This is a genomic window from Martinezella lusitana (assembly GCF_900094565.1).
GTDB classification, from domain to species: domain Bacteria; phylum Pseudomonadota; class Alphaproteobacteria; order Rhizobiales; family Rhizobiaceae; genus Rhizobium; species Rhizobium lusitanum.
On record NZ_FMAF01000002.1, the window covers coordinates 320,288 to 341,338 of the forward strand.

At 61.6% G+C, this 21,051-nt stretch carries 13 protein-coding genes and 1 pseudogene; 5 read left to right on the top strand and 9 right to left on the bottom strand.

Annotated elements, in window-relative coordinates; translation table 11 throughout:
• Position 1: 1 nt before the first annotated feature.
• Positions 2 to 2,506, bottom strand: a complete 2,505-nt coding sequence (locus tag GA0061101_RS04755) for a heavy metal translocating P-type ATPase (protein ID WP_092573257.1) — start codon at positions 2,504 to 2,506, stop codon at positions 2 to 4.
• 171 nt (positions 2,507 to 2,677) lie between these two features.
• Between GA0061101_RS04755 and GA0061101_RS04760 the strand changes: the two genes are divergently transcribed.
• The 4 genes from GA0061101_RS04760 (at position 2,678) to GA0061101_RS04775 (ending at position 11,684) form a co-directional block, all read left to right on the top strand.
• Positions 2,678 to 3,778 carry an RHE_PE00001 family protein gene (locus tag GA0061101_RS04760; RefSeq protein ID WP_092573141.1) on the top strand — a complete coding sequence of 367 codons (1,101 nt, stop codon included), beginning with the start codon at positions 2,678 to 2,680 and terminating at the stop codon, positions 3,776 to 3,778.
• Positions 3,779 to 3,994: 216 nt separating this feature from the next.
• Complete coding sequence (locus GA0061101_RS04765) at positions 3,995 to 5,464, top strand: efflux RND transporter periplasmic adaptor subunit (protein ID WP_092573258.1); 1,470 nt, start codon at positions 3,995 to 3,997, stop codon at positions 5,462 to 5,464.
• Positions 5,461 to 8,580: an efflux RND transporter permease subunit gene (locus GA0061101_RS04770; RefSeq protein WP_092573142.1), complete on the top strand. Its 3,120-nt coding sequence runs from the start codon at positions 5,461 to 5,463 to the stop codon at positions 8,578 to 8,580. Before GA0061101_RS04765 ends, GA0061101_RS04770 begins: the two co-directional genes overlap by 4 nt.
• On the top strand, positions 8,577 to 11,684 hold the full coding sequence (locus tag GA0061101_RS04775) for an efflux RND transporter permease subunit (protein ID WP_092573143.1): 3,108 nt from the start codon (positions 8,577 to 8,579) through the stop codon (positions 11,682 to 11,684). Before GA0061101_RS04770 ends, GA0061101_RS04775 begins: the two co-directional genes overlap by 4 nt.
• 21 nt (positions 11,685 to 11,705) lie before the next feature.
• Here the strand turns inward: GA0061101_RS04775 and GA0061101_RS04780 are convergent.
• The 4 genes and pseudogenes from GA0061101_RS04780 to GA0061101_RS04795 form a co-directional block, all read right to left on the bottom strand.
• Positions 11,706 to 12,091 (bottom strand): annotated as a pseudogene (locus GA0061101_RS04780) (VapC toxin family PIN domain ribonuclease).
• On the bottom strand, positions 12,088 to 12,333 hold the full coding sequence (locus GA0061101_RS04785) for a FitA-like ribbon-helix-helix domain-containing protein (RefSeq protein ID WP_047553829.1): 246 nt from the start codon (positions 12,331 to 12,333) through the stop codon (positions 12,088 to 12,090). Before GA0061101_RS04785 ends, GA0061101_RS04780 begins: the two are co-directional and overlap by 4 nt.
• A gap of 129 nt (positions 12,334 to 12,462) precedes the next feature.
• On the bottom strand, positions 12,463 to 15,606 hold the full coding sequence (locus tag GA0061101_RS04790; RefSeq protein ID WP_047553827.1) for an efflux RND transporter permease subunit: 3,144 nt from the start codon (positions 15,604 to 15,606) through the stop codon (positions 12,463 to 12,465).
• A 9-nt stretch (positions 15,607 to 15,615) separates the two neighbouring features.
• Complete coding sequence (locus GA0061101_RS04795) at positions 15,616 to 16,842, bottom strand: efflux RND transporter periplasmic adaptor subunit (protein WP_037196195.1); 1,227 nt, start codon at positions 16,840 to 16,842, stop codon at positions 15,616 to 15,618.
• A 174-nt stretch (positions 16,843 to 17,016) separates the two neighbouring features.
• Between GA0061101_RS04795 and GA0061101_RS04800 the strand changes: the two genes are divergently transcribed.
• On the top strand, positions 17,017 to 17,700 hold the full coding sequence (locus GA0061101_RS04800) for a TetR/AcrR family transcriptional regulator (protein WP_047637735.1): 684 nt from the start codon (positions 17,017 to 17,019) through the stop codon (positions 17,698 to 17,700).
• Positions 17,701 to 17,869: 169 nt separating this feature from the next.
• Here the strand turns inward: GA0061101_RS04800 and GA0061101_RS04805 are convergent, their stop codons facing one another.
• The 4 genes from GA0061101_RS04805 to GA0061101_RS04820 form a co-directional block, all read right to left on the bottom strand.
• Entirely contained in the window at positions 17,870 to 18,112 is a 243-nt protein-coding gene (locus GA0061101_RS04805) for a hypothetical protein (protein WP_047553818.1), read from the bottom strand.
• A 230-nt stretch (positions 18,113 to 18,342) separates the two neighbouring features.
• Positions 18,343 to 19,596, bottom strand: a complete 1,254-nt coding sequence (locus tag GA0061101_RS04810; RefSeq protein ID WP_047637938.1) for a YcaO-like family protein — start codon at positions 19,594 to 19,596, stop codon at positions 18,343 to 18,345.
• A 185-nt stretch (positions 19,597 to 19,781) separates the two neighbouring features.
• Positions 19,782 to 20,240, bottom strand: a complete 459-nt coding sequence (locus GA0061101_RS04815) for a helix-turn-helix domain-containing protein (protein WP_037196050.1) — start codon at positions 20,238 to 20,240, stop codon at positions 19,782 to 19,784.
• A 189-nt stretch (positions 20,241 to 20,429) separates the two neighbouring features.
• The gene (locus tag GA0061101_RS04820; protein ID WP_037196053.1) at positions 20,430 to 20,738 is read right to left on the bottom strand and encodes a hypothetical protein; all 309 of its coding nucleotides are present in this window, start codon (positions 20,736 to 20,738) and stop codon (positions 20,430 to 20,432) included.
• Positions 20,739 to 21,051 lie beyond the last annotated feature (313 nt).

A 21,051-nucleotide genomic window follows, 5' to 3' on the forward strand; every position in this document is an offset into this window, starting at 1 on the left:
CCTATCTTGCCAGCCGCAGTCTGAGCGCGTTGGCGATGACCGAGACCGACGACAGGCTCATGGCGGCCGCCGCGATCATCGGGGACAGAAGCAGACCGAAGATCGGATAGAGCACGCCGGCTGCCAGCGGCACGCCGAGCGCATTATAGCCGAAGGCAAAGGCAAGGTTTTGCCTGATGTTGCGGATCGTCGCTTCCGACAAGCGCCGGGCCCGGACGATGCCGTTGAGATCGCCCTTCACCAGCGTGATGCCGGCGCTTTCCATGGCGACATCCGCACCTGTGCCCATGGCGATACCGACATCGGCGGCGGCGAGCGCCGGCGCGTCATTGACGCCGTCGCCGGCCATGGCGACGATGTGGCCCTTCGCTCGCAGCTCATCGATTAGCGCCTTCTTGCCTTCCGGCAGCATGTCGGCGCGGACCTCGTCGATGCCGAGCTGCTTGGCGACAGCGTCTGCCGTGCGGCCGTTGTCGCCGGTTGCCATGACGATCTTCAAGCCGCTTTCATGCAGTGCCTTGATCGCGGCCGCGGTCGTCGGCTTGATGCGGTCGGCAACGGCGACGAGGCCCGCCAGCCTGTTGTCGATGGCGACGAACATGACAGTCTTGCCCTCGCCGCGCAGGCGCTCGGTCTCGGCTTTCAATTCGTCGATCGAGATGGCGAGATCAGCCATCATGGCAGCGTTGCCAAGCGCAATCGCGGTATGGCCTGCACGGCCTTCGACGCCCTTGCCCGATGTTGCCGAAAAGCCGGAGACCTCGACAAAGCTGGCTCCGCGCTCTTCGGCGCCCGCAACGATCGCTTCGGCGAGCGGATGCTCGGAGCCGCGCTCGAGGCTGGCGGCGAGCGACAACAGATGAGCTTGCTCGATACCGTCAGCCGTGACGATGTCGGTGAGATTCGGTTTGCCTTCCGTCAGCGTGCCGGTCTTGTCGACGATCAGCGTATCAACCTTGGCAAAGCGTTCCAGCGCCTCGGCGTCGCGCACCAGCACGCCTTCCTGTGCGCCGCGGCCGGTGGCGATCATGATGGACATCGGCGTCGCCAGTCCAAGCGCACAGGGGCAGGCTATGATCAGCACCGCGACGGCGGCGAGCAGCGCATGCGCCAGTCGTGGCTCCGGTCCGACGAAGGCCCAGACGGAAAACGCGATGATGGCGGCCGCGACCACGGCGGGCACGAAGACCGCGGATACGCGGTCGACCATTGTCTGGATCGGGGCGCGCGAGCGCTGCGCCTTGGCGACAAGCTCGACGATGCGCGACAGCGTCGTGTCGGCACCGACCTTTTCGGCCAGCATGATCAGCGAACCGTTCCTGTTGATCGTGCCGCCGGTCAATGCATCACCCTTGGCCTTTTCGACCGGCAGCGGTTCGCCGGTGATCATCGATTCATCGATGGTGGATTGTCCTTCGACGACCGAGCCGTCCACGGGCACGCGCTCGCCGGGGCGAACACGCAGCCGGTCGCCGGCCTCAATCTGGTCGACAGGCACATCCACTTCGTTGCCGTCGGCGCCGATGCGTCGGGCCGTCTTGGGCGCGAGATCGAGCAGGGCGCGAATGGCAGATCCCGTGCGTTCGCGCGCTTTCAGCTCCAGCACCTGGCCGACGAAGACCAGCGCGATGATGACCGAGGCGGCCTCGAAATAGACGGGTATGGCCTCGCCATGACCATGAAAGCTCATGGGAAACAGGCCGGGCGCGAGCGTGGCGACGAGGCTGTAGAGATAGGCGGTGCCGACGCCGAGGCCGATCAGCGTCCACATATTCGGGCTGCAGTTGACGAGCGAATTCCAGGCGCGACGGAAGAAGGGCAATGCCGCCCAGAGCACGACCGGCGTTGCCAGCACGAGTTCGATCCATGTGGCGGTGGGTTCGCCGATCCAGCCGCGTACGGGCAGGCCGAACATCGGACCCATGCTGATCACCAGCAGCGGCAGCGACAAGGCTGCGCTGATCCAGAGCCGGCGCGTGAAATCGACGAGTTCCGGGTTAGGTCCTTCATCGGCGGAGGGGACGCCCATGGGCTCCAGCGCCATGCCGCATTTCGGGCAATCGCCGGCATGGTCGCTGACGACCTCGGGGTGCATCGGGCAGGTATAGAGCGTGCCCCTCGGTACCGGTTTCGGCGAGGGCTTGTTGCCGTCGAGATAGGCTGATGGATCGGCTTCGAATTTGCCCTTGCAGCCGGCGGAGCAGAAATAGAATTTCTCGCCTTCGTGCTTCAGGAAATGACGCGCGGTGGCGCGGTCGACGGTCATGCCGCAGACCGGGTCCTTGGCGGAGATATAGCTTTCCGGTGCGGCTTCGAACTTCTTGCGGCAGCCGTCGCAGCAGAAATGGAAGGTGCGGCCCTGATAATCGAGCGACGGCTTGCCGGCGGGATCCACAGTCATGCCGCAAACGGGATCGCGGGTGATCGTCTCCTGCGGCTGTCCGTCGTGGTGGTGATGATGACCGTGGCCGTGATGGCTGTGATCGTGTTCGTCGTGCAATGCCATATCAAACTCCATTGCTCCATGGGAGCGTCGGATAGCTTATGAACCTTCCTGTCACTGGAAGGTCAAGGCATAAAATGGGGATTGTCATCCACAGTTCACAGGGGTCTCTTCCTATCCCGCCGGATGCGGCGATGATAAGTTCCGTAAGAATGATTCAATGATGTGATTCCAATGCGATATGATCTGACCACCCTCCCGCTGACGACGCTCCTGGCTGCCATCATCAAGGCGGAAGACATGCTGGCGCGGCTGGACGAGCGTGTCCTCAGGCATGCGGTGGCGGACGGTTTTCGCGAGCGCGGGCATTTTTTCGACGCAGCGGGCGCGCTCTGGGTCGGTGGCGAGCTGGTGCATGTGGAGGATCTGGTCTTGCACGATGCGCGCATGGATGCGCGCACGCCGACACATGAGCTGACCATCGCCCACGCCGTGCTGCGGGTCAGGCGTCGTCTGTGGAGCGCGGAGCCCTCCTGGGGGTTGGAGGCGGCCGGACTTGCCGCATTGCGGGGCGATATCGGCGAGGCCAAGGACGTCATCCAGCTGCGTCCGCCGCCGCTCGGTGAGCCTAATGACGGACAAGAGGATGGGGGGGATGATTTCGGCGTCGATTTCGCCGAGATCGACGCCATTCTTGCCCGATCCGACAAGATCCTGAACGGCGGCGTCCCAGATGCCAGGCCGGAGACGATCGACGATCCGCTTGCCCTGGTTCGCGACGAGGATTGGGATGAAGGCGAGCGGCTGGAGAGCTGGCGCGCCCTGATCCGCGAGGCCGATCTGTTGCCGCCGGTTCTTGGCGCCGCCGTGCTTTTCGACGCCTGGGAGCGGATCGAGCCGCTGCGGCGGCAGCATTGGCTCGGCGGCCTGCTGGTCAGCGCCTATCTGCGCAGCCGCGGCAAGGTCACCTCGCATCTCTTCTGCCTGAATGTCGGCCTGAAATCCGTGCGGCACGAGCGGCGGCGTGCGTCGGATCGCACCACACGGCTGTTGGCCTTCCTGGACGCCATGGCGCTTTCGGCCGATTCGGGTCTCAAGGAACTCGATCGGCTTTCGCTCGCCAAGCTGCAGATGGAATTGCGGCTGAAGGACCGGCGATCGAACAGCAGCCTGCCGGAGGTTATCGATATCGTGCTGTCGCGACCGATCGTTTCGGCGAAGATGATCGCCCGCCATGTCGGTGTTACCCCAAGAGGCGCGCTCAATCTGGTGGCTGATCTCGGCCTGCGCGAGATGACCGGTCGCGGGCGCTATCGCGGCTGGGGGGTGCTGTGATCACAGGGGACAGCGTGCGCTTGCGCAGCCGCTGATCTTTTGCAACTACAACCCTAGTTTTTGTCCAATGTTACAGTTTGTTACGCTAAGTCGCGCTAAAATGGACAAAATTTAATGGCCATACCAAATTCCTAAGTGGCGCGATGCAAGCTAGAGTCGCGCCCTGTGATGCTGGCGGGTCGTGAACCGTCGAAGGCTTTGAAGGAAGGTATGTTGATGGCTCGGACCTTTCGGGTCGTAATGTCGCTGGCGGTAATCGGTGCAGTGGCCTATGGCGCCTATGCCACTCGCGATCTCTGGCTTGGCAGCGCCGAGCGGCTGCTCGGCTATCAGAATGCGTCAGCACCTGCCCAGCAAGCTCAAGGTGAGCGTCGCAACGGCCAGGGCCAGGGGAGTGGCGGCAGCGGAAGACGGCGCGGCCTCTCGCAATTCAGCGGTCCTGTTCCGGTGCTTGCGGCCGACGCGAAGGCGGCCGATGTGCCTGTCTATATCGATGGCGTGGGTTCGGTGAAGGCCCTGAACACCGTGACGGTGCGCGCCCAGGTCAACGGAAAGATCGTGGAAATCGATTTCGACGAAGGCCAGGACATCAAGAAGGGCGACGTAATCGCCCGTATCGATGACGGCGTCTACAAGGCGCAGCGCGACCAGGCGGTCGCCAAGAAGGCGCAGGACGAAGCCCTGCTCGCCGGCGCCCAGCGTGACCTTGCGCGCTATCAGCTGATGGTGAAGAGCGCCTCGGGCACGCAGCAGCAGGTCGACACCCAGCTGTCGCTGGTGGCGCAATATACGGCGCAAATCCAGGTCGATGTGGCAGCCATAGAAAGCGCCCAGGCGACGCTCGACTATACGACGATCAAGGCGCCCATCGACGGGCGCACCGGCATCCGCAACGTCGATATCGGCAATCTCGTCAGCTCGTCCGACACGACCGGCATCGTGACGCTGTCGCAGATCCAGCCGATCTCCGTCCTCTTTTCCATTCCGCAGCAGCAGCTTGCACGTGTCAACGCGGCCAGCCTGGCCGGAACGCTCGCCGTCGAGGCGCTGGGGAACGACGGCCAGACGGTGGTCGACAATGGCTCGCTTGCGGTGGTCGACAACCAGGTCGACTCCACGACAGGCACGATAAGGCTGAAGGCCAATTTCCCGAACGACAAGCTGGCGCTTTGGCCGGGTGCTTTCGTCAATGCGCGTCTTCTGGTCGAGACGCTGAAGGGCGTCACGACCATTCCGAGCGCCGCCGTGCAGCGCGGGCCGAACGGCACCTTCGTCTATATCGTCAACCAGGATGAGACCGTTGCCATGAAGGCGGTGAAGGTGCGCCAGCAGGATGACACGCTGGCGGTCATCACTGACGGTGTGTCGCCCGGCGACAAGGTGGTGACGACCGGCTTCGCGCGGCTTCAGGATAAGTCGAAAGTCCAGATTTCAGCCAGTCCGGTTCAGTCAACGCCGAATGCGCCGGCAGCGAATGATCAGGGGCAGCCGGTCGCGGAGAACGATCCGCAAAGCGGCCAGACCAACAATGCCAATGATGGTGAGCGGCCGCATCGTCGGCACAACGGTGAGGGCGGCAATGGCAGCCATCGCGGCCAGCATGCCGCCGGCGCCGGCCAGGGTGCGGATGCCAGTGGCAGCGCTGCCCCCGCCACGTCGCCCACAACGCCGACACAGCAACAATGAATGTTTCGTCGCTCTTCATCTCCCGGCCCATCGCCACCTCGCTTCTCGGGGTCGCGGTTCTCCTGGGCGGCATTCTCGGTTTTCTCTTCCTGCCGGTCGCGCCGCTGCCGCAGGTGGATTTTCCGACGATACAGGTGACGACGCAGCTTCCCGGAGCCGATCCCGATACGATGGCCGCCCTGGTGACGGCGCCGCTCGAGCGACCGCTCGGACAGATCCCGTCGCTGGCGTCCATGACCTCGTCGAGCGCCTTCGGCATCAGCCAGATCACCCTGCAATTCGATCTCGGCCGCAATATCGATGGCGCCGCGCAGGATGTGCAGGCGGCGATCAATGCCGCCGGCTCGACGCTGCCGCGCACCTTGCCCTATCCACCGACCTATTCGAAGGTGAACCCGGCCGATACGCCGATCGTGACGCTGGCATTGCATTCCAACAGCTATTCGATCCGCGAACTCAGCGACTTCGCCGATACGATGATGGCGCAGCGGCTGAGCGAGGTTTCCGGTGTCGGCGACGTCAACATACAGGGCGGCGTCAAGCCGGCCATCCGCATCCAGGTCGATCTGCCGCGTCTCGCCTCCTACGGCCTGGCTCTGGAGGACATACGCTCGGCGATCACCAATGCCAGCGTTGCCGGCGCCAAGGGTTCGCTTGACGGCACCCAGCAGAGCTTCACGCTTGCGGCCAACGACCAGATCGTCGATCCCAATGTCTATAAATCCGTCATCATTGCCTATCGCAACAGCGCACCGGTGCAATTGAAGGACGTGGCAACCGTCGTCGAGGGGCTGGAGAACAATCGCGTCGGCGCCTGGTATCAGGGACAGCCCGCCGTCATTCTCGATATCATGCGCCAGCCAGGCGCCAACGTCATCCAGACGGTCGAAAGCGTCCTGCAGCAGTTGCCGAAGCTGAAGCAGGCGCTGCCCGCCGGCATCTCGCTCGACATCGTCAACGATCGCACCGAGACGATCAGGGCTTCGATCCACGACGTGCAATGGACGCTGGTGATCAGCATCGGTCTGGTCATTCTCGTCGTCCTGCTTTTCCTGCGCACGGTGACGGCGACATTCATCGCAGGCGTCGCCCTGCCGCTGTCGTTGATCGCGACCTTCGGCGTCATGTGGTTTGCCGGCTTCAGCCTCGACAATCTCTCGCTGATGGCGCTGACCATCGGCACCGGTTTCGTCGTCGACGACGCCATCGTGATGATCGAGAACATCGCCCGCCACATCGAGGAGGGCGAAAACCCGATGCAGGCGGCGCTGAAGGGCGCCGGCGAGATCGGCTTCACCATCATTTCGCTCACCGTCTCGCTGGTTGCCGTCTTCATTCCCCTGTTGTTCATGACCGGGATCGTCGGGCGCATGTTCCGCGAGTTTGCGCTGACGCTCACCATTGCCGTGGTGGTGTCGGCAGTCGTGTCCCTGACCCTGACTCCGATGATGTGCGCCCGAATCCTGCGAAAGCCCAGGGAGCGCAAGGGCGGTATTCTGGCCGGAACCGACCGTTTCATGGAGCGGCTTGTCGAGGGCTACAGACGCAGTCTCGTCTGGGCTGTGGACCGGAGTGCCCTGATGCTGTTGGCAACGGTGGTGACGCTGGCTGCGACCATCGCGCTTTATGTCGTCATTCCCAAGGGCTTCCTGCCGGCGCAGGATACGGGGCTGATCACGGCCGTCATAGAAGCGGAGCCGACGACCTCCTTCGAATCCATGACGACGATACAGGCGACCGTGGCCGACCGGCTGCGCAAGGATCCGGACGTGAAGGGCATCGGCTCCGTCATCGGTGCCAGCGCCAGCAATCTGACGCTGAACACAGGCAATCTCAGCCTCGTGCTGAAGCCGAGGAACCAGCGCGACGTTTCCGCCGATCAGATCATCGACCGGATGCGCGGTGAAGTCGACGGCCTGCCCGGCATCCATGTCACCTTCCAAAGCGTACGCGACATCTCGATCAGTACCCGGGCAAGCCGCGCACCCTATCAATACACGCTGACCGGGACGGATACGGCCACGGTGGTCGACTGGGCCGCAAAGCTCACTCAGCAGCTGCAGGAGAGCCCGAAGCTCATCGACGTCACGTCCGAGGTCGAAATGGGTGGCGGCCGCATCTTCGTCGATGTCGATCGCGAAACCGCCTCGCGGCTCGGCGTGTCGATGCAGGCCGTGAGCGATACTTTGAATGACGCGTTCGGCCAGCGCCAGATCGCCACGATCTACGGCCAGGCGAACCAGTATCGCGTCATTCTCGAGGCCGCGCCGCAATACCAGTCGGATCCGAAGTCGCTCAACAAGCTCTACGTTGCGGGCGCCAGCGACACGCAGGTTCCCCTCAATGCGTTCACCACAGCGACATTCACGACGGCGCCCCTGGTCATCAGCCATGACGAGCAGTTTCCGGCCGTGACGATCAGTTTCGATCTCGCCAAGGGCGCTTCGCTGAGCGAGGCAGTTGCCGAGGTCAAGGCGGCCGAGCAGGACATCGGCATGCCTGATAACATCCAGCGCAAATATTCGGGTGATGCGGAAGAATTTGCCTCCTCGCTCGCGGGCGAACCCTGGCTGATCCTCGCGGCCATCGTGACCATCTACATCGTGCTCGGCCTGCTCTACGAAAGCGCCGTGCATCCCGTTACCATTCTTTCGACGCTGCCTTCGGCCGGCGTCGGCGCGCTGCTAGCACTGATGCTCTTCGGGCAGGACCTGTCGATCATCGCCTTGATCGGCATCGTGCTCTTGATGGGTATCGTGAAGAAGAATGCGATCATGATGATCGACTTCGCGCTGGAGGCGGAGCGCAAGGAAGGCCTTCCGCCGCGCGAAGCCATTCTCAAGGCCTCTATCCTGCGTTTCCGCCCGATCATGATGACGACACTGGCGGCACTCTTCGGTGCGCTGCCATTGGCCCTGGCGCAGGGCACGGGTGCCGAACTGCGCATCCCGCTCGGTATCACCATCATCGGCGGCCTCGTGCTTTCCCAGCTTCTGACGCTCTATACGACGCCGGTGATCTATCTGGCTTTCGAGAGCCTGCGCGCCCGCATCGTCGGCCGCACCAGCGGAACGCCGAGTCCAGAGATGAACGAACTGGCGGGTGGTGAGACATGAACCTCTCCGAGCCGTTCATCAAACGCCCTGTCGGGACGACGCTTCTGGCGATCGGGTTGATGATCCTCGGCATCGTCGCCTATCGGTTCCTGCCGGTGGCAAGCCTGCCGACCGTCGATCTGCCGACGATCGTCGTCTCCGCCGGCCGGCCGGGCGCCGATCCCGCCAGCATGGCGGCAAGCGTCGCGGCGCCGCTCGAGCGCCATCTCGGCACCATTGCCGGCGTCACGCAGCTGACCTCGGTCAGCTCCCTCGGCTCGAGCACCATCATCGCGCAATTCGATCTCTCGCGCAGTGTCGATGGCGCGGCGCAGGATGTGCAGGCGGCGTTGAATGCGGCGGCAATCGACCTGCCGGGCGATCTTCCGACATTGCCTTCCTTCCGCAAGATCAACCCGGCCGCGGCTCCTGTCCTCATTCTGGCGCTGACATCAGACAATGTCGCGCCGAGCGCCATATATGATGCGGCCGATACGGTGGTCGTGCAGCGTATCTCGCAGGTGGATGGCGTCGGCGGTGTGACGGTCAGCGGCGCCGATCAGCCGGCGGTGCGCATCAGGCTGGATCCCGACCGTCTCTCGGCCATGGGCCTATCGCTCGATGCCGTCCGTACGGCGATCGTCAACGCCAACGTGCTCGGTCCCTTCGGCTCCATCGACGGCGCCAGCGGCGCCTTCTCTCTTGCCGTGAACAGTCAGCTGCGGACGCCGGAAGCCTATGGAAGGCTTGTCGTGCGGAGCGGCGACGGCACGGCCGTCCGCCTCTCGGATATCGCCACCGTCGAGCCGGGCGTGCGCAACAGCCGCTCCGATGCCTGGTACGACGGCAAGCCGGCCGTGCTGCTCAACATCACCAAGCAGGCGGATGCGAACGTCATTGCCACCGTCGATGGCGTCAAGGAGCTGATCCCCGAGCTGCAGAGACTCATCCCCGCCGGCGTCAAGATAGCAGTCCTTTCCGACCGCACCACGACGATCCATGCCAGCGTCAACGATATGCAGTGGACCCTGCTCGCCACCATCTGCCTGGTCATGGCCGTGGTCTTCGTCTTCCTGCGGCGCGCGACGCCGACCCTTGCAGCCGGCGTCACCGTGCCGCTCTCATTGGCCGGAACCTTTGCCGCGATGTGGCTGTTCGGACTGTCCATAGACAATCTTTCTCTCATGGCGCTCGCCGTCTCGGTCGGCTTCGTCGTCGACGATGCCATCGTCATGATCGAGAACATCTATGCCAATCTGGAAAGCGGCATGAAGCCGATGCGGGCGGCGCTCGAGGGGGCGAGGCAGATCGGCTTCACGGTGGTTTCCATCAGCCTGTCACTGCTCGCCGCCTTCATACCGCTGTTCTTCATGGGCGGCATCGTCGGCCGCTTCTTCCAGACCTTTTCGCTGACGCTCGGATTCACCATCGTTGTCTCAACGCTGGTGTCGCTGACGCTGACGCCGATGATCTGCGGCCATCGCCTTCGTCAGCACGACATCGATGCGCGGCCAGGTCCGTTCGGCCGCATTATCGAAGGCACGCTGGGCGCGATCATCGGATTTTATGGCCGTACTTTGAAAGCGGTGCTGCACCACCGCGTGCTGTCCGTGCTTGTTATCATCGCCTGCGTCGTCATGTCGGGCTATCTCTACGTCAAGGTTCCGAAGGGTTTCATTCCGCAGGACGATACAGGCTTCATCCAGGGTGGGACGGAGGCTGCGACCGATATCTCCTATCCGGCCATGGTCAAATTGCAGCGGCAGGCGGCTGATATCGTCGCCCAGGACCCTGCGGTCTCGGGTCTTGGTTCTTCCCTGGGCGGCGGCGGCTTTTCCAGCTCCATCAATCGCGGGCAGCTCCTCATTTCACTCAAGCCGGAATCGGAGCGGGCACCGACGGCCGACGTCATCGACCGGCTTCGCAAGCAACTCACGGCCGTTCCAGGGCTCAGCACCTTCCTGTTTTCGCCTGGTGACATCCGCGCCGGGGCTCGCCAATCGCAGTCGCAGTATCAGTTCACGCTCTGGGGCGCGAATTATGACGAGCTGGTGTATTGGGCGCCGAAGGTGCTGGAACGCATGCAAGCTCTTCCGGGGCTGAAGGATGTCGCGACCGACAGGCAGCCCAACGGCCTGCAGGCGACCGTCAATATCGACCGGAGCCTCGCTTCCCAACTCGGAGTCAACATCCAGTCCATCGATGCCGCGCTGAACAATGCCTTCGCTCAGCGGCAGATCTCGACGATCTATACGCAACGTAACCAGTATCGTGTCGTGCTGGAGGCCAATCCGAACTACGCCCTCGATCCGCACGATATCTCCAAGCTCTATGTGCCGGCCTCCGGTGGCACGCAGGTCCCCCTCAGCGCCGTCGCATCGGTCGACCGGACGCTTGCGCCGCTGGTGGTCAATCATCAGGGCCAATATCCGTCCGTCACCATTTCCTACAATCTGGCGCTCAACACGCCGCTGCAGGTGGCGAACGACGCCATCCAGAAGGCGGTGCTCGACATGCACCTGCCGGACACGCTGCACGCGGATTTCGCCGGCGACGCGGCAAGCGTCACGCAGTCGTCCAGCAGCCAGCCGCTCCTGCTTCTGGCAGCGCTTCTGACGGTCTACATCGTTCTCGGCATTCTCTATGAAAGCCTGGCGCATCCGCTGACGATCATCTCGACGCTACCATCAGCCGGCCTGGGCGCCCTGCTGGCGCTGGTCATCAGTGGCACCGAATTGACGATCATCGCCTTCATCGGCATCATCCTCTTAATCGGCATCGTCAAGAAAAACGGGATCATGATGGTGGACTTCGCCCTGCAGGGTGAGCGTGTGCTCGGCCTGTCCCCGGAGGAGGCGATCTATCAAGCCTGCCTCAAACGCTTCCGTCCGATCCTGATGACGACGCTGGCCGCATTGATGGGCGCCATTCCGCTGATCATCGCGACCGGCCCAGGTTCGGAGCTTCGCCGTCCGCTCGGTATCACCATCGTCGGCGGACTGGTCGTGTCGCAGGTGCTGACGCTTTACACCACGCCGATCATCTACCTGATGCTTGCCAAGCTGCATGCACGATGGTCGCCGAAGCAAGAGCCGGCACCGCCGATGTCTTCGCTATCAACTTGAGTTGGCGGCATTTGGATCGGATCACTCCCGATAGTTCCACGGATTGACGATCGCTATTCCGGTGTCCAGGAAATCCGGCGCGTTGCGTGTTGCAAGCGTCGCTCCTCGCGACGCCGCAATTGCGGCGATCTGAGCATCGAACTGGTTGATTGGCCTGCCCGCCCGCCGCGGCGATGTTGCAAGGAAGGAATAAGCTCCCGCAGCTTCGCCATCGAAGGGGAGAACTCTTCTGGCGAAATCCTCTTCGAATATCGGGAGAATGGCAGCTTCCAATTCGCTTCGGCGTCGGCCCTCGGGCAAGAGCCGGAGGCCGTAAGAGGAGGTTGGGCGGCGAGCCATGCTTCAACCATTGGCGATGGTGATCGCGCCCGTCGTTCCGAAATGACATTGGTGTCGAGAATGATCATGGATCGAGATCGACCGGGCGGATTGGTTCACGTGGGGCAATATCCAGCACAACCCCACCGCTTGCAGCCATGCGACGACGAATTGTCTCGGCCAAATTGGGCTTACGCTTTTCTTCGGTCGATAAGGCCGCCCGCAGAATGTCTCGCGCCTCATCCTCCATCGATCGCCCGTGTGCGGCGGCGCGAATGCGCAGCCGGGTCTTTAGATGATCATCGATATTGCGGATCGTCATACTGGCAATACAAATATTCTGTCATCAATGATTGCATATTAATCATTGATGACAGATTGGGCAAATCAAGCCGAAGCAGCCGATCCGTGATCGAGGTCTCGACCGCCCGCTCCTTTTTTCGAGAGCGAGTGAGAGGCCTTAATGCGCCACGTCAGGGTTGGCGGCCTCCGGCGCTGCCGTCGATCGAACATTGCCCTTGAAGATGCGGCGGACCGAAACGAACAGCAACGGGATGAAGAAGACGCCGAGCACGGTCGCCGAGATCATGCCGCCCATGACGCCGATGCCGATCGAGTTCTGGCTGCCCGATCCCGCGCCATTGGCAATCGCCAGCGGCATGACGCCGAGAATGAAGGCGAGCGAGGTCATCAGAATCGGCCGCAGGCGCTGGCGAGCGGCCTCCAGCGTCGCCTCGATCAGCCCCTTGCCGTGGTTTTGCTGCTCAATGGCGAATTCGACGATCAGAATGGCGTTCTTGGCGGCCAGACCTATCGTCGTCAACAGGCCGACCTTGAAGTAGACGTCGTTCGACTGGCCGAAGATGGTGGCGGCCAGCAGCGCGCCGAAGATGCCGATCGGAACCGACAGCATGACGGCGAGCGGGATCGACCAGCTTTCGTAGAGGGCCGCCAGCGCCAGGAAGACGACCAGGATGGAGATTGCATAGAGCTGGGTCGCCTGGTTGCCGGAGAGCTTTTCCTGGGCCGACAGGCTGGTCCACTCATGACTGAAGCCGGGGGGCAGGGTCGCCATGATCTTGTCGATCTCGTTCATGGCATCGCCCGACGAGACGCCCGGTGCTGCCGCGCCCTGGATTTCAACGGCCGACGAGCCGTTATAGCGCTCCAGCCGCGGCGAACCATAGGTCCAGTCGCCGCTGGCGAAGGCCGAGAATGGCACCATATCGCCGCCGGAGTTGCGCACGTACCAGCGGCCGAAATCCTCGGGCTGCATGCGGAAATTCTTGTCGGCCTGTACGTAGACGGGCTTGACGCGGCCGCGATCGATGAAGTCGTTGACATAGGTGCCGCCCCAGGCCGTCGACAGCGTCGAGTCGATATCGGACAGGGTGATATTGAGCGCGCTCGCCTTTTCCTGATCGATGTTCACGGAATATTGCGGCGTATCTTCCTGGCCGTTCGGGCGAGTGCCGAAGAGCTTCGCGCTTTTGCCGGCTGCGCCCAGCAACTGGTTGCGGGCCTGGATGAGCGCGGCATGGCCGGCGCCGTTGACGTCCTTGATGAAGAAGTCGAAGCCGCTCGAACTGCCGAAGCCCGGAATCGCGGGCGGTGCGAGCGCAAAGACGCTGCCGTCCTTGATCTTCGAGAAAGCACCCATGGCGCGACCGGCGATCGCCTGCGCCTTCGATTGCGGCGTCGAGCGCTTGTCGAAGTCCTTCAATCTCACGAAGACGATACCGACGTTCTGTCCCTGACCGCTGAAGCCGAAGCCCGCCACGGCGAATGCGCCGTCGACATAGTCCTTCTCGGTGTTGAGATAATAGTCCCTCACCTGATTGAGCACAGCCCAGGTGCGGGAATCAGTGGCGCCGGGGGGAAGCTGAATGGCGGTCAGCAGAATGCCCTGATCCTCCTCCGGCAGGAATGAGCTGGGAAGACGATTGAACAGATAGGCGACGGCGCCGCCGATCAACGCGAACACCAGCAGGAAGACGATGGAGTAGCGGATCATGCCGTTGATGCTGCGCTGATAACCTCGTGTTCCCCGCTCGAAGTTGCGGTTGAACCAGCCGAAAACACCGCGCTCCTTCGAGCCGTGTGCGGGCTTCTTCAGAATGGTGGCGCAAAGGGCCGGCGTCAGGATCAGCGCGACGATGACCGAGAGCACCATCGCCGAGACGATCGTCACCGAGAACTGGCGGTAGATGATGCCGACCGAGCCGGAGAAAAAGGCCATCGGGATGAACACGGCCGAAAGGACCGTGGCGATGCCGATCAGCGCGCCGGTGATTTCCTGCATCGACTTGATCGTCGCCTCACGCGGCGACAGTCCCTCTTCCTCCATCACGCGCTCGACGTTCTCGACGACGACGATGGCGTCGTCCACCAACAGACCGATGGCGAGCACCATGCCGAACATAGTGAGCGTATTGATCGAATATCCGAACAGCGACAGCACGCCGAAGGTGCCGAGCAGGACGACCGGGACGGCGAGCGTCGGGATCAATGTAGCGCGGATGTTCTGGAGGAAGACGAACATGACGATGAAGACGAGCACGATGGCTTCGAACAGCGTCTTGACCACGTCTTCGATCGACAGCTTGACGAACGGCGTCGTGTCATAGGGGTAGACGATCTCGACATTCGGCGGCAGGGTCTGGCTCAGATTGTTGATAGTCGATCTGACCGCCTCCGCCGTGCTGATGGCGTTGGCGCCGGAAGCGAGCATCACGGCAAGACCTGCCGCGGGATGGCCGTTATAGGTGCTCGACGTGGTATAGGACGACGCGCCGAGCTCGACGGTGGCGACATCGTTCAAACGCACCAGCGAACCATTGGACTGGCTCTTCAGGATGATATTTTCGAACTGCTCCGGCGTCTGCAAGCGGCTCTTGGCCGTAACAGTCGCGTTGAGCTGCTGACCCTTGCGTTGCGGCAGCGCACCGAGCTGGCCGGCGGAAACCTGCGAGTTCTGCGCCTCGATCGCGCTGGTGACATCGCTGACCATCAGCTGATATTTGGCGAGCTTGTCCGGATTGACCCAGATGCGCATGGCGTAGCCGGCACCGAAGATCTGGGTGTTGCCGACGCCGTCGATGCGCTTCAGCGTATCGTTGAGCGTGCTGGAAACATAGTCCGCCAGGTCGTTGGAGTTCAGCTTGTTGTCTGACGAGACGAAGCCGACGACCATGAGGAAGTTCGACGTCGATTTTGAAACGGTTATGCCGGTCGATTGCACGGTCTGCGGCAGCTGTGCGGTAACGAGCTGCAGCTTGTTCTGCACCTGCATCTGCGCGACGTCCGGATTGGCCTTGTTGGTGAAGGTCACCGAGATCGAGGCCTGGCCCGTCGAGGTCGAGGTCGACGTCATGTAATCGAGATTGTCGATACCTGTCATGCCCTGCTCGATGACCTTGGTCACCGAGTTTTCGACGGTTGCGGCATCGGCGCCGGGATAGGTGGCGCTGATGCTCACCGTGGTGGGCGCGATTTGCGGATATTGCGAGATCGACAGTGTGAGGATCGACAACGCGCCCGCAAGCATGATGACAATGGCGATAACCCAGGCGAAGATCGGCCGGTCAATGAAAAAACGAGACATCGTCTAATCTCACTTCTGAGCGCCGGAGGCGGCCTTGATATCGGTTTTTTCCAATTCGGCCTGCTGCTGTGCCGGCTTGGCGTCGGCTGCTGCCTGCTTCACCTCGCCGGTCGCATCATCGATGGTCACGGGAGAGACGTTGACTTCCTGGCCGTCGCGGACACGCTGGCTGCCTTCGACGATCACGCGGTCGCCGTCCTTCATGCCCTCATTGACAAGCCAGCTGTTGCCGATGCTGCGCTGTACCTTCAATACGCGCTGCTGCACCTTGCCGTCGGCGGTCACGAACATGGCCGTAGGCTCGCCCTTGGTGTTGCGGAAAACGGCGCGCTGGGGCACGAGGAAGCTGTTTTCGGCAATGCCCTCCTGAATGGTGGCGCGCACATACATGCCGGGCAGCAGAATGCGGTCCGGATTGGGGAAGACGGCGCGTACGGTAATCGTGCCGACGGTTTCGGCCACCGAGGCTTCAGCAAACTCGAGCTTGCCGGCTTCCTTATATTGGCTGCCGTCTTCGAGCGTCAGATGCACCGAGACGTTGTCGCCGCTGGTCTTCAATCTGCCTTCCGCGACGGCGCGACGGAATTCAAGCAGGTTCGTGCTCGACTGCGTGACGTCGACATTGATCGGATCGAGTTGGCGGATGGTGGTCAGTGCGGTCGTCTGGTCCGCGGTGACGAGAGCGCCAACGGTGACTGCGGAAGCATCGACACGGCCGCCGATCGGCGCGCGCATCTTGGTGTAGTCGAGATTGATGCGCGCTGTTTCCAGGGCCGCTTTGGCGGATGCCACGTCGGCATTCGCCTGAGCCAAAGTGGACACAGCATCGTCCAGATTTTGCTTGCTGACCGCGTCCTGTGCCGTGAGGCTCTTATAACGATCCACCTTCGACTGAGCGCTCGGCAAGGCCCCTTCCGCCTTCTGCAAGGAAGCGACCGCGCTGTCATAGGATGCCTGGTAGGAGGCCGGGTCGATCTCGTAGAGCACGTCGCCCGCCTTCACCTCGCTGCCTTCCTTGAAGTTACGGCTGCGAATGATGCCGCCGACCTGCGGTCGCACTTCGGCGACGAGATAGGCGCTGGTGCGGCCGGGCAGCTCGGCGGTGATTGCCACCGATTGCGGATGCAGCGCCATGGCGCTGACTTCGATCTTGACGGCCGGCATACCGCTTTGAGCACTCTTCTGCTCATTGCAGCCGACAAGCAGCATCGTGGCAGCGACCCCCGCAACGATCATCGCGCTTCGGGTGGCCAGAAGGCGGCTGGATATCGCAGGATATGTGGATTCGGAGGTGAAAGAGGCAAGCTTTCGCACGTTGCTATTTCCTGTTGCCTTATTTACAGTACGATGTCGTACGGAAAATATTTGTATTGCTCCAAATGTCAATCTCATTCGGCTGTTGAGGTCAAGATGGAAGTGCGGACGAAGGAACGGGGAGGCAACGCGGATCAGGCTGCGATACGCCGCCCGCGCGGTCGTCCGAAAACCGTGAACGACGATACGCGGCGCGCGGAGATCGTCGGCGAGGCTCGCTCGACATTCTACGAGCTGGGATATGGCGGAACGACGATGGATCTGGTTGCCGCCCGATGCAGGATCTCCAAGCAGACCCTTTATCGATTGTTTCCGCGCAAGACCGATCTCTTCATGGCGATCATCGCCGACCATCGTGCCTCGATGCTGGCCTTGCCGCGTGACGCGGATGAGAATCTGCCGCTCGGCGAGACGCTTGAACAGATCTTCATGATCGATATCGACGAGACCAAGGAGCGCGAACGCGAGGCCTTCATTCATCTCGCCATCAGTGAATCGCAGCAATTTCCGGAGGTTGCAACACTGATGCACACATACGGCGCAAAGCAATCGCAGCAGATGCTTGCCGATTGGCTTAGCCAGCAGCAGCAGCGCGGTCTTATCGAGATTGCCGATGTTGCAAGCGGCGCGCGCATGCTGATGAGCATGATCTTCGGTGCCATGATCTCAAAGCCGGGCCATCCGAATGACTGGCCCGATCGGGAAACGCGCTTGCGACACCTGCGTCAATGTATCGCGATCTTCGTGGCAGGTGTGCAGCCGCGCACGAGCGGTGGTTAGCTGGAGCATTTCCAGGAAAAGTGCGAGGCGGTTTTCCGTCTGGAATGCGTAAAGAAACAAAACGCTCCAGGTTGGTCTTGCTCTCTGCTCCTCAACAAAAATGCCGGCATGGCTTGCTAACCATACCGACATTTTCTCGGGTCCCCCGCCGAAACCCGCACCGGTGCGCTCAATGCGCAACGGCCATGTTTGCCCTGTCCGTGCCCTCTTCGAACAAAGGCATCTGCAATCCGTTTGCATACATTTCCTGCAACACGGCCCCGAGCGCCAGATCCAGGCACCAGACCGGGAATTCCGCGTTGAGATTTTTGGCACTTTGCCGCGCATAAGTGATGAGTCGTGCGATCGACGCCAGTTCCTTAAGTGAATCCGGATCCTGGTTTGTCATTTCGATCGAAAGTACTGCAGTCATTTCACACCCTCTATTGCCCCCTGTTCGCGGTGGTGAATTGCATCCTGCCGAGAACATGAGCAGACCTTAACTTATGTTCCTGGAGTTGGCGCGTGACATGCAGCGTGACACGAGGCGTGATTGTGCAATAATCCTACCTATGCAATTTCAGGACGTTAGAATGAAGAAATGCGCCGGTCAGCGGCCGGAAATATCAGGTCTCCAAGCTCGATTTCCGGGCATATGCATCGTCACAGCAGATGCAGGGATTTCGAAAGCGCCCTGTGGCCGTATCGGCGCTTGCGGTTGCCCGGTGGGTTTTCGAGCTCTGGTATCACGATCTTTGCAACCGAGAAGGGCAAGGAAGTGTGCGCCAGAGGAAGCGCTATTGCAGAGGCGATGCCTGCGTGGCGCATGTGATCGATCGTCAGCTCCAACAAGGCTTCGGCGCCTTTCGGCAAGGGGGCATCGAGCCTTGATGCGGGTTTTGGGGCAGCGTCGAAGCAGCTTCGGATGCTATCAGGCAGTTCCCGGGTAAAAGTTTCCGGCTCTATATCGTCGCGGCCGCCGCTGATGAAGGTGAGCCGCGACTGCGCGGCTTCCGTCACCGCGCGGATCACTGCCCGGAGCGGCGATGGATGTGCGCCGCTGCCGACCGTGACATCGAGATAGCGCACGCGTCTCGCCGCGGCGATGTCGCTGGGACCGAGCAGAGCGGTGACGGCGGGGATGCCGATATCGCTGGTGATGTCAAAGAGGCGCAATGTCAGCCCGGCGGAATCGATCCTGGCCGTCAACTCGTTCAGCACCGGATCGTGGAAGGAGGCAGGGTCGATGCAGGCGTCCATGCGCTGCTTCAATGTGGAGATGTCCCAAAGTACCACGGCGTCGCGCTCGATGCGCTCCAGCACGCCGTGCAGGATGGCCTCGGCGAAGGTGTTGCCGGAAGCCAGCCCGTCGGATGATTGCCAGAAACGTGCAACTCGGATGGTGCGATCGAGTGCTACGGCTTCGACGGGGATCCAGACGGCCTCTCCACTAATGAGATCGTGACCCTCGGCCCAGGCGATGTCCTCGTCATCGGCGATATCGGCCTGGCCGCCGGCAATGAGCTGCGGCAGAGTATCGGTGCGGCGTCCGTCGGCCATCAGCCGCTCGCAACTGGTGTTTACGGTTTCCAGGGCGGGCGTACTGGCCGTGGCCCGTTCCAGTGCCTCCATCGCGGCCGAGACTTTGGCATCGAGATCGGTGACGCCCTTGCCGTTGTGGACGACGATCGAGCGGGCGTTCGGGCTGATTGCCTGCCAAACGGGAATGCCGAGCCTGTCGAGCCCCGTCAGGCGCGCGAGACGGGTGACGCCGTGGGCCAGGAGACACGGCTCGATCCGCCGAAAGGTTTCCCCGGCTGAGCAGGCGCGATCCGAATAAGGAGATGCGGCGAGCGCGGATGCCTTCCGGCCCGAATGTCCGGCAAGAAATTCGGCTGGGGAAGGATCCACGGTCATCATTGCCGCCGAAGGGTTAGATCATTGACCGGCCGGGTATCACAGCCTCCCAATTGCCCATGCCACGCGCCGGCTTTCGAGGGGAAACAGCGTCAGCACACAGCGCAACTGCGACTGTCGAGGCGACCACCAGCGCTTCCGTTGGGTTCGCGCCTCGACCATGTTCGATGCGGCAAGGCTAAAGGTCAGTTGCGAAGGCCTATCGATGCGTCGGCCGCTTGCGGCACATGGCCCGCGAGCGGTTCGGAGGCGTTTGACAATGACTTGATCAGTGTCAGCACGGACTGACGTATGCCGGGATCGTTGATCTTCATAAACGCCTTGTTAAGGCTCAGACCTTCCTTGGAGGTCAGAAACTCCGACAGATCCTCCAGGCCGTTGATCGCGCCCAGACCATCCGTGTTGAGCGGCTGCGTATTGTCTTGCTGGAAGAAGAAGGCGACCGGTACGGCCAGAACGTTGGCTATCGCCTGCAGCCGGCTGGCGCCGATGCGGTTGGTGCCCTTTTCATATTTCTGCACCTGTTGAAAGGTGACGCCGATCTGTTCAGCAAGCCGCTCCTGGCTCATGCCGAGCATCAGTCGACGTGTGCGAACACGGGAGCCGACATAGGCGTCGATCGGATTCGGTACTTTTGCACTCACTGCGCAATCTCCTTTTCAAACAGGGGACCAGGCGGATGCCACCTTAGCTGTGACACTATAGGGGCAGGGAACCTTCGTCCAATCTGCCCGTACAATGTGTGTTAAATATGGGTAAAATTCAACCAAAAGTCTTTTTTGTAAAGTTTTTGTGGCAGTGAAGGCCAAATAAACGCAGAAAGACGCGGCGCGTCAATGCGGATTGAAGACGGAAGAAGATCTGCAATTATGGACTGGGCATTGCGGGTTGTCCCTGGTCGGCACGAAGGTGCGGGCCGCATAACCACTTATGCCGCATTGCGCGTCATCGGAGACATACCGGTCATACAATATAATGCGGCCGTCACTCGAGGGATAACGCAATATGACGGCGCGTTCGCCGGCAATGAGCTGCTGCACGGATGCGCAGCTTCGGCTCAGCGACTCGTAGCGAGAGATGGCCCAGGCCGGCCCGGCGGTTGCGATCGTCGTTAGAATCAGCGCTGCGGCTACGCTTCTCATCCGTCATCCCCCAATGAACATACGATGTTCTAGATATGTCGCTATAGTAGAAATGCCAGGATCGGAAGATGCTTCCCCGTTGCAAGGGGCGATCGCAACGGTATCTTGACGATGGCGGCAACCGCCATTGTCCCTGTGCCGTTTTTTCAAGCGCGCGCCAAAAGCCCTTTCAGCTCATTGAAATAAAAAAAATTGTAATGTCGCCTTTTGAGCTTGCGCACTGAAAGCTGACTGAAAGGTTGCACGCGCTAGGTTCGTCGAGCTTCGTGGAGGAAGCAGATGTTCTGCGGCGTCGGGCGACGCAAGCACCAAA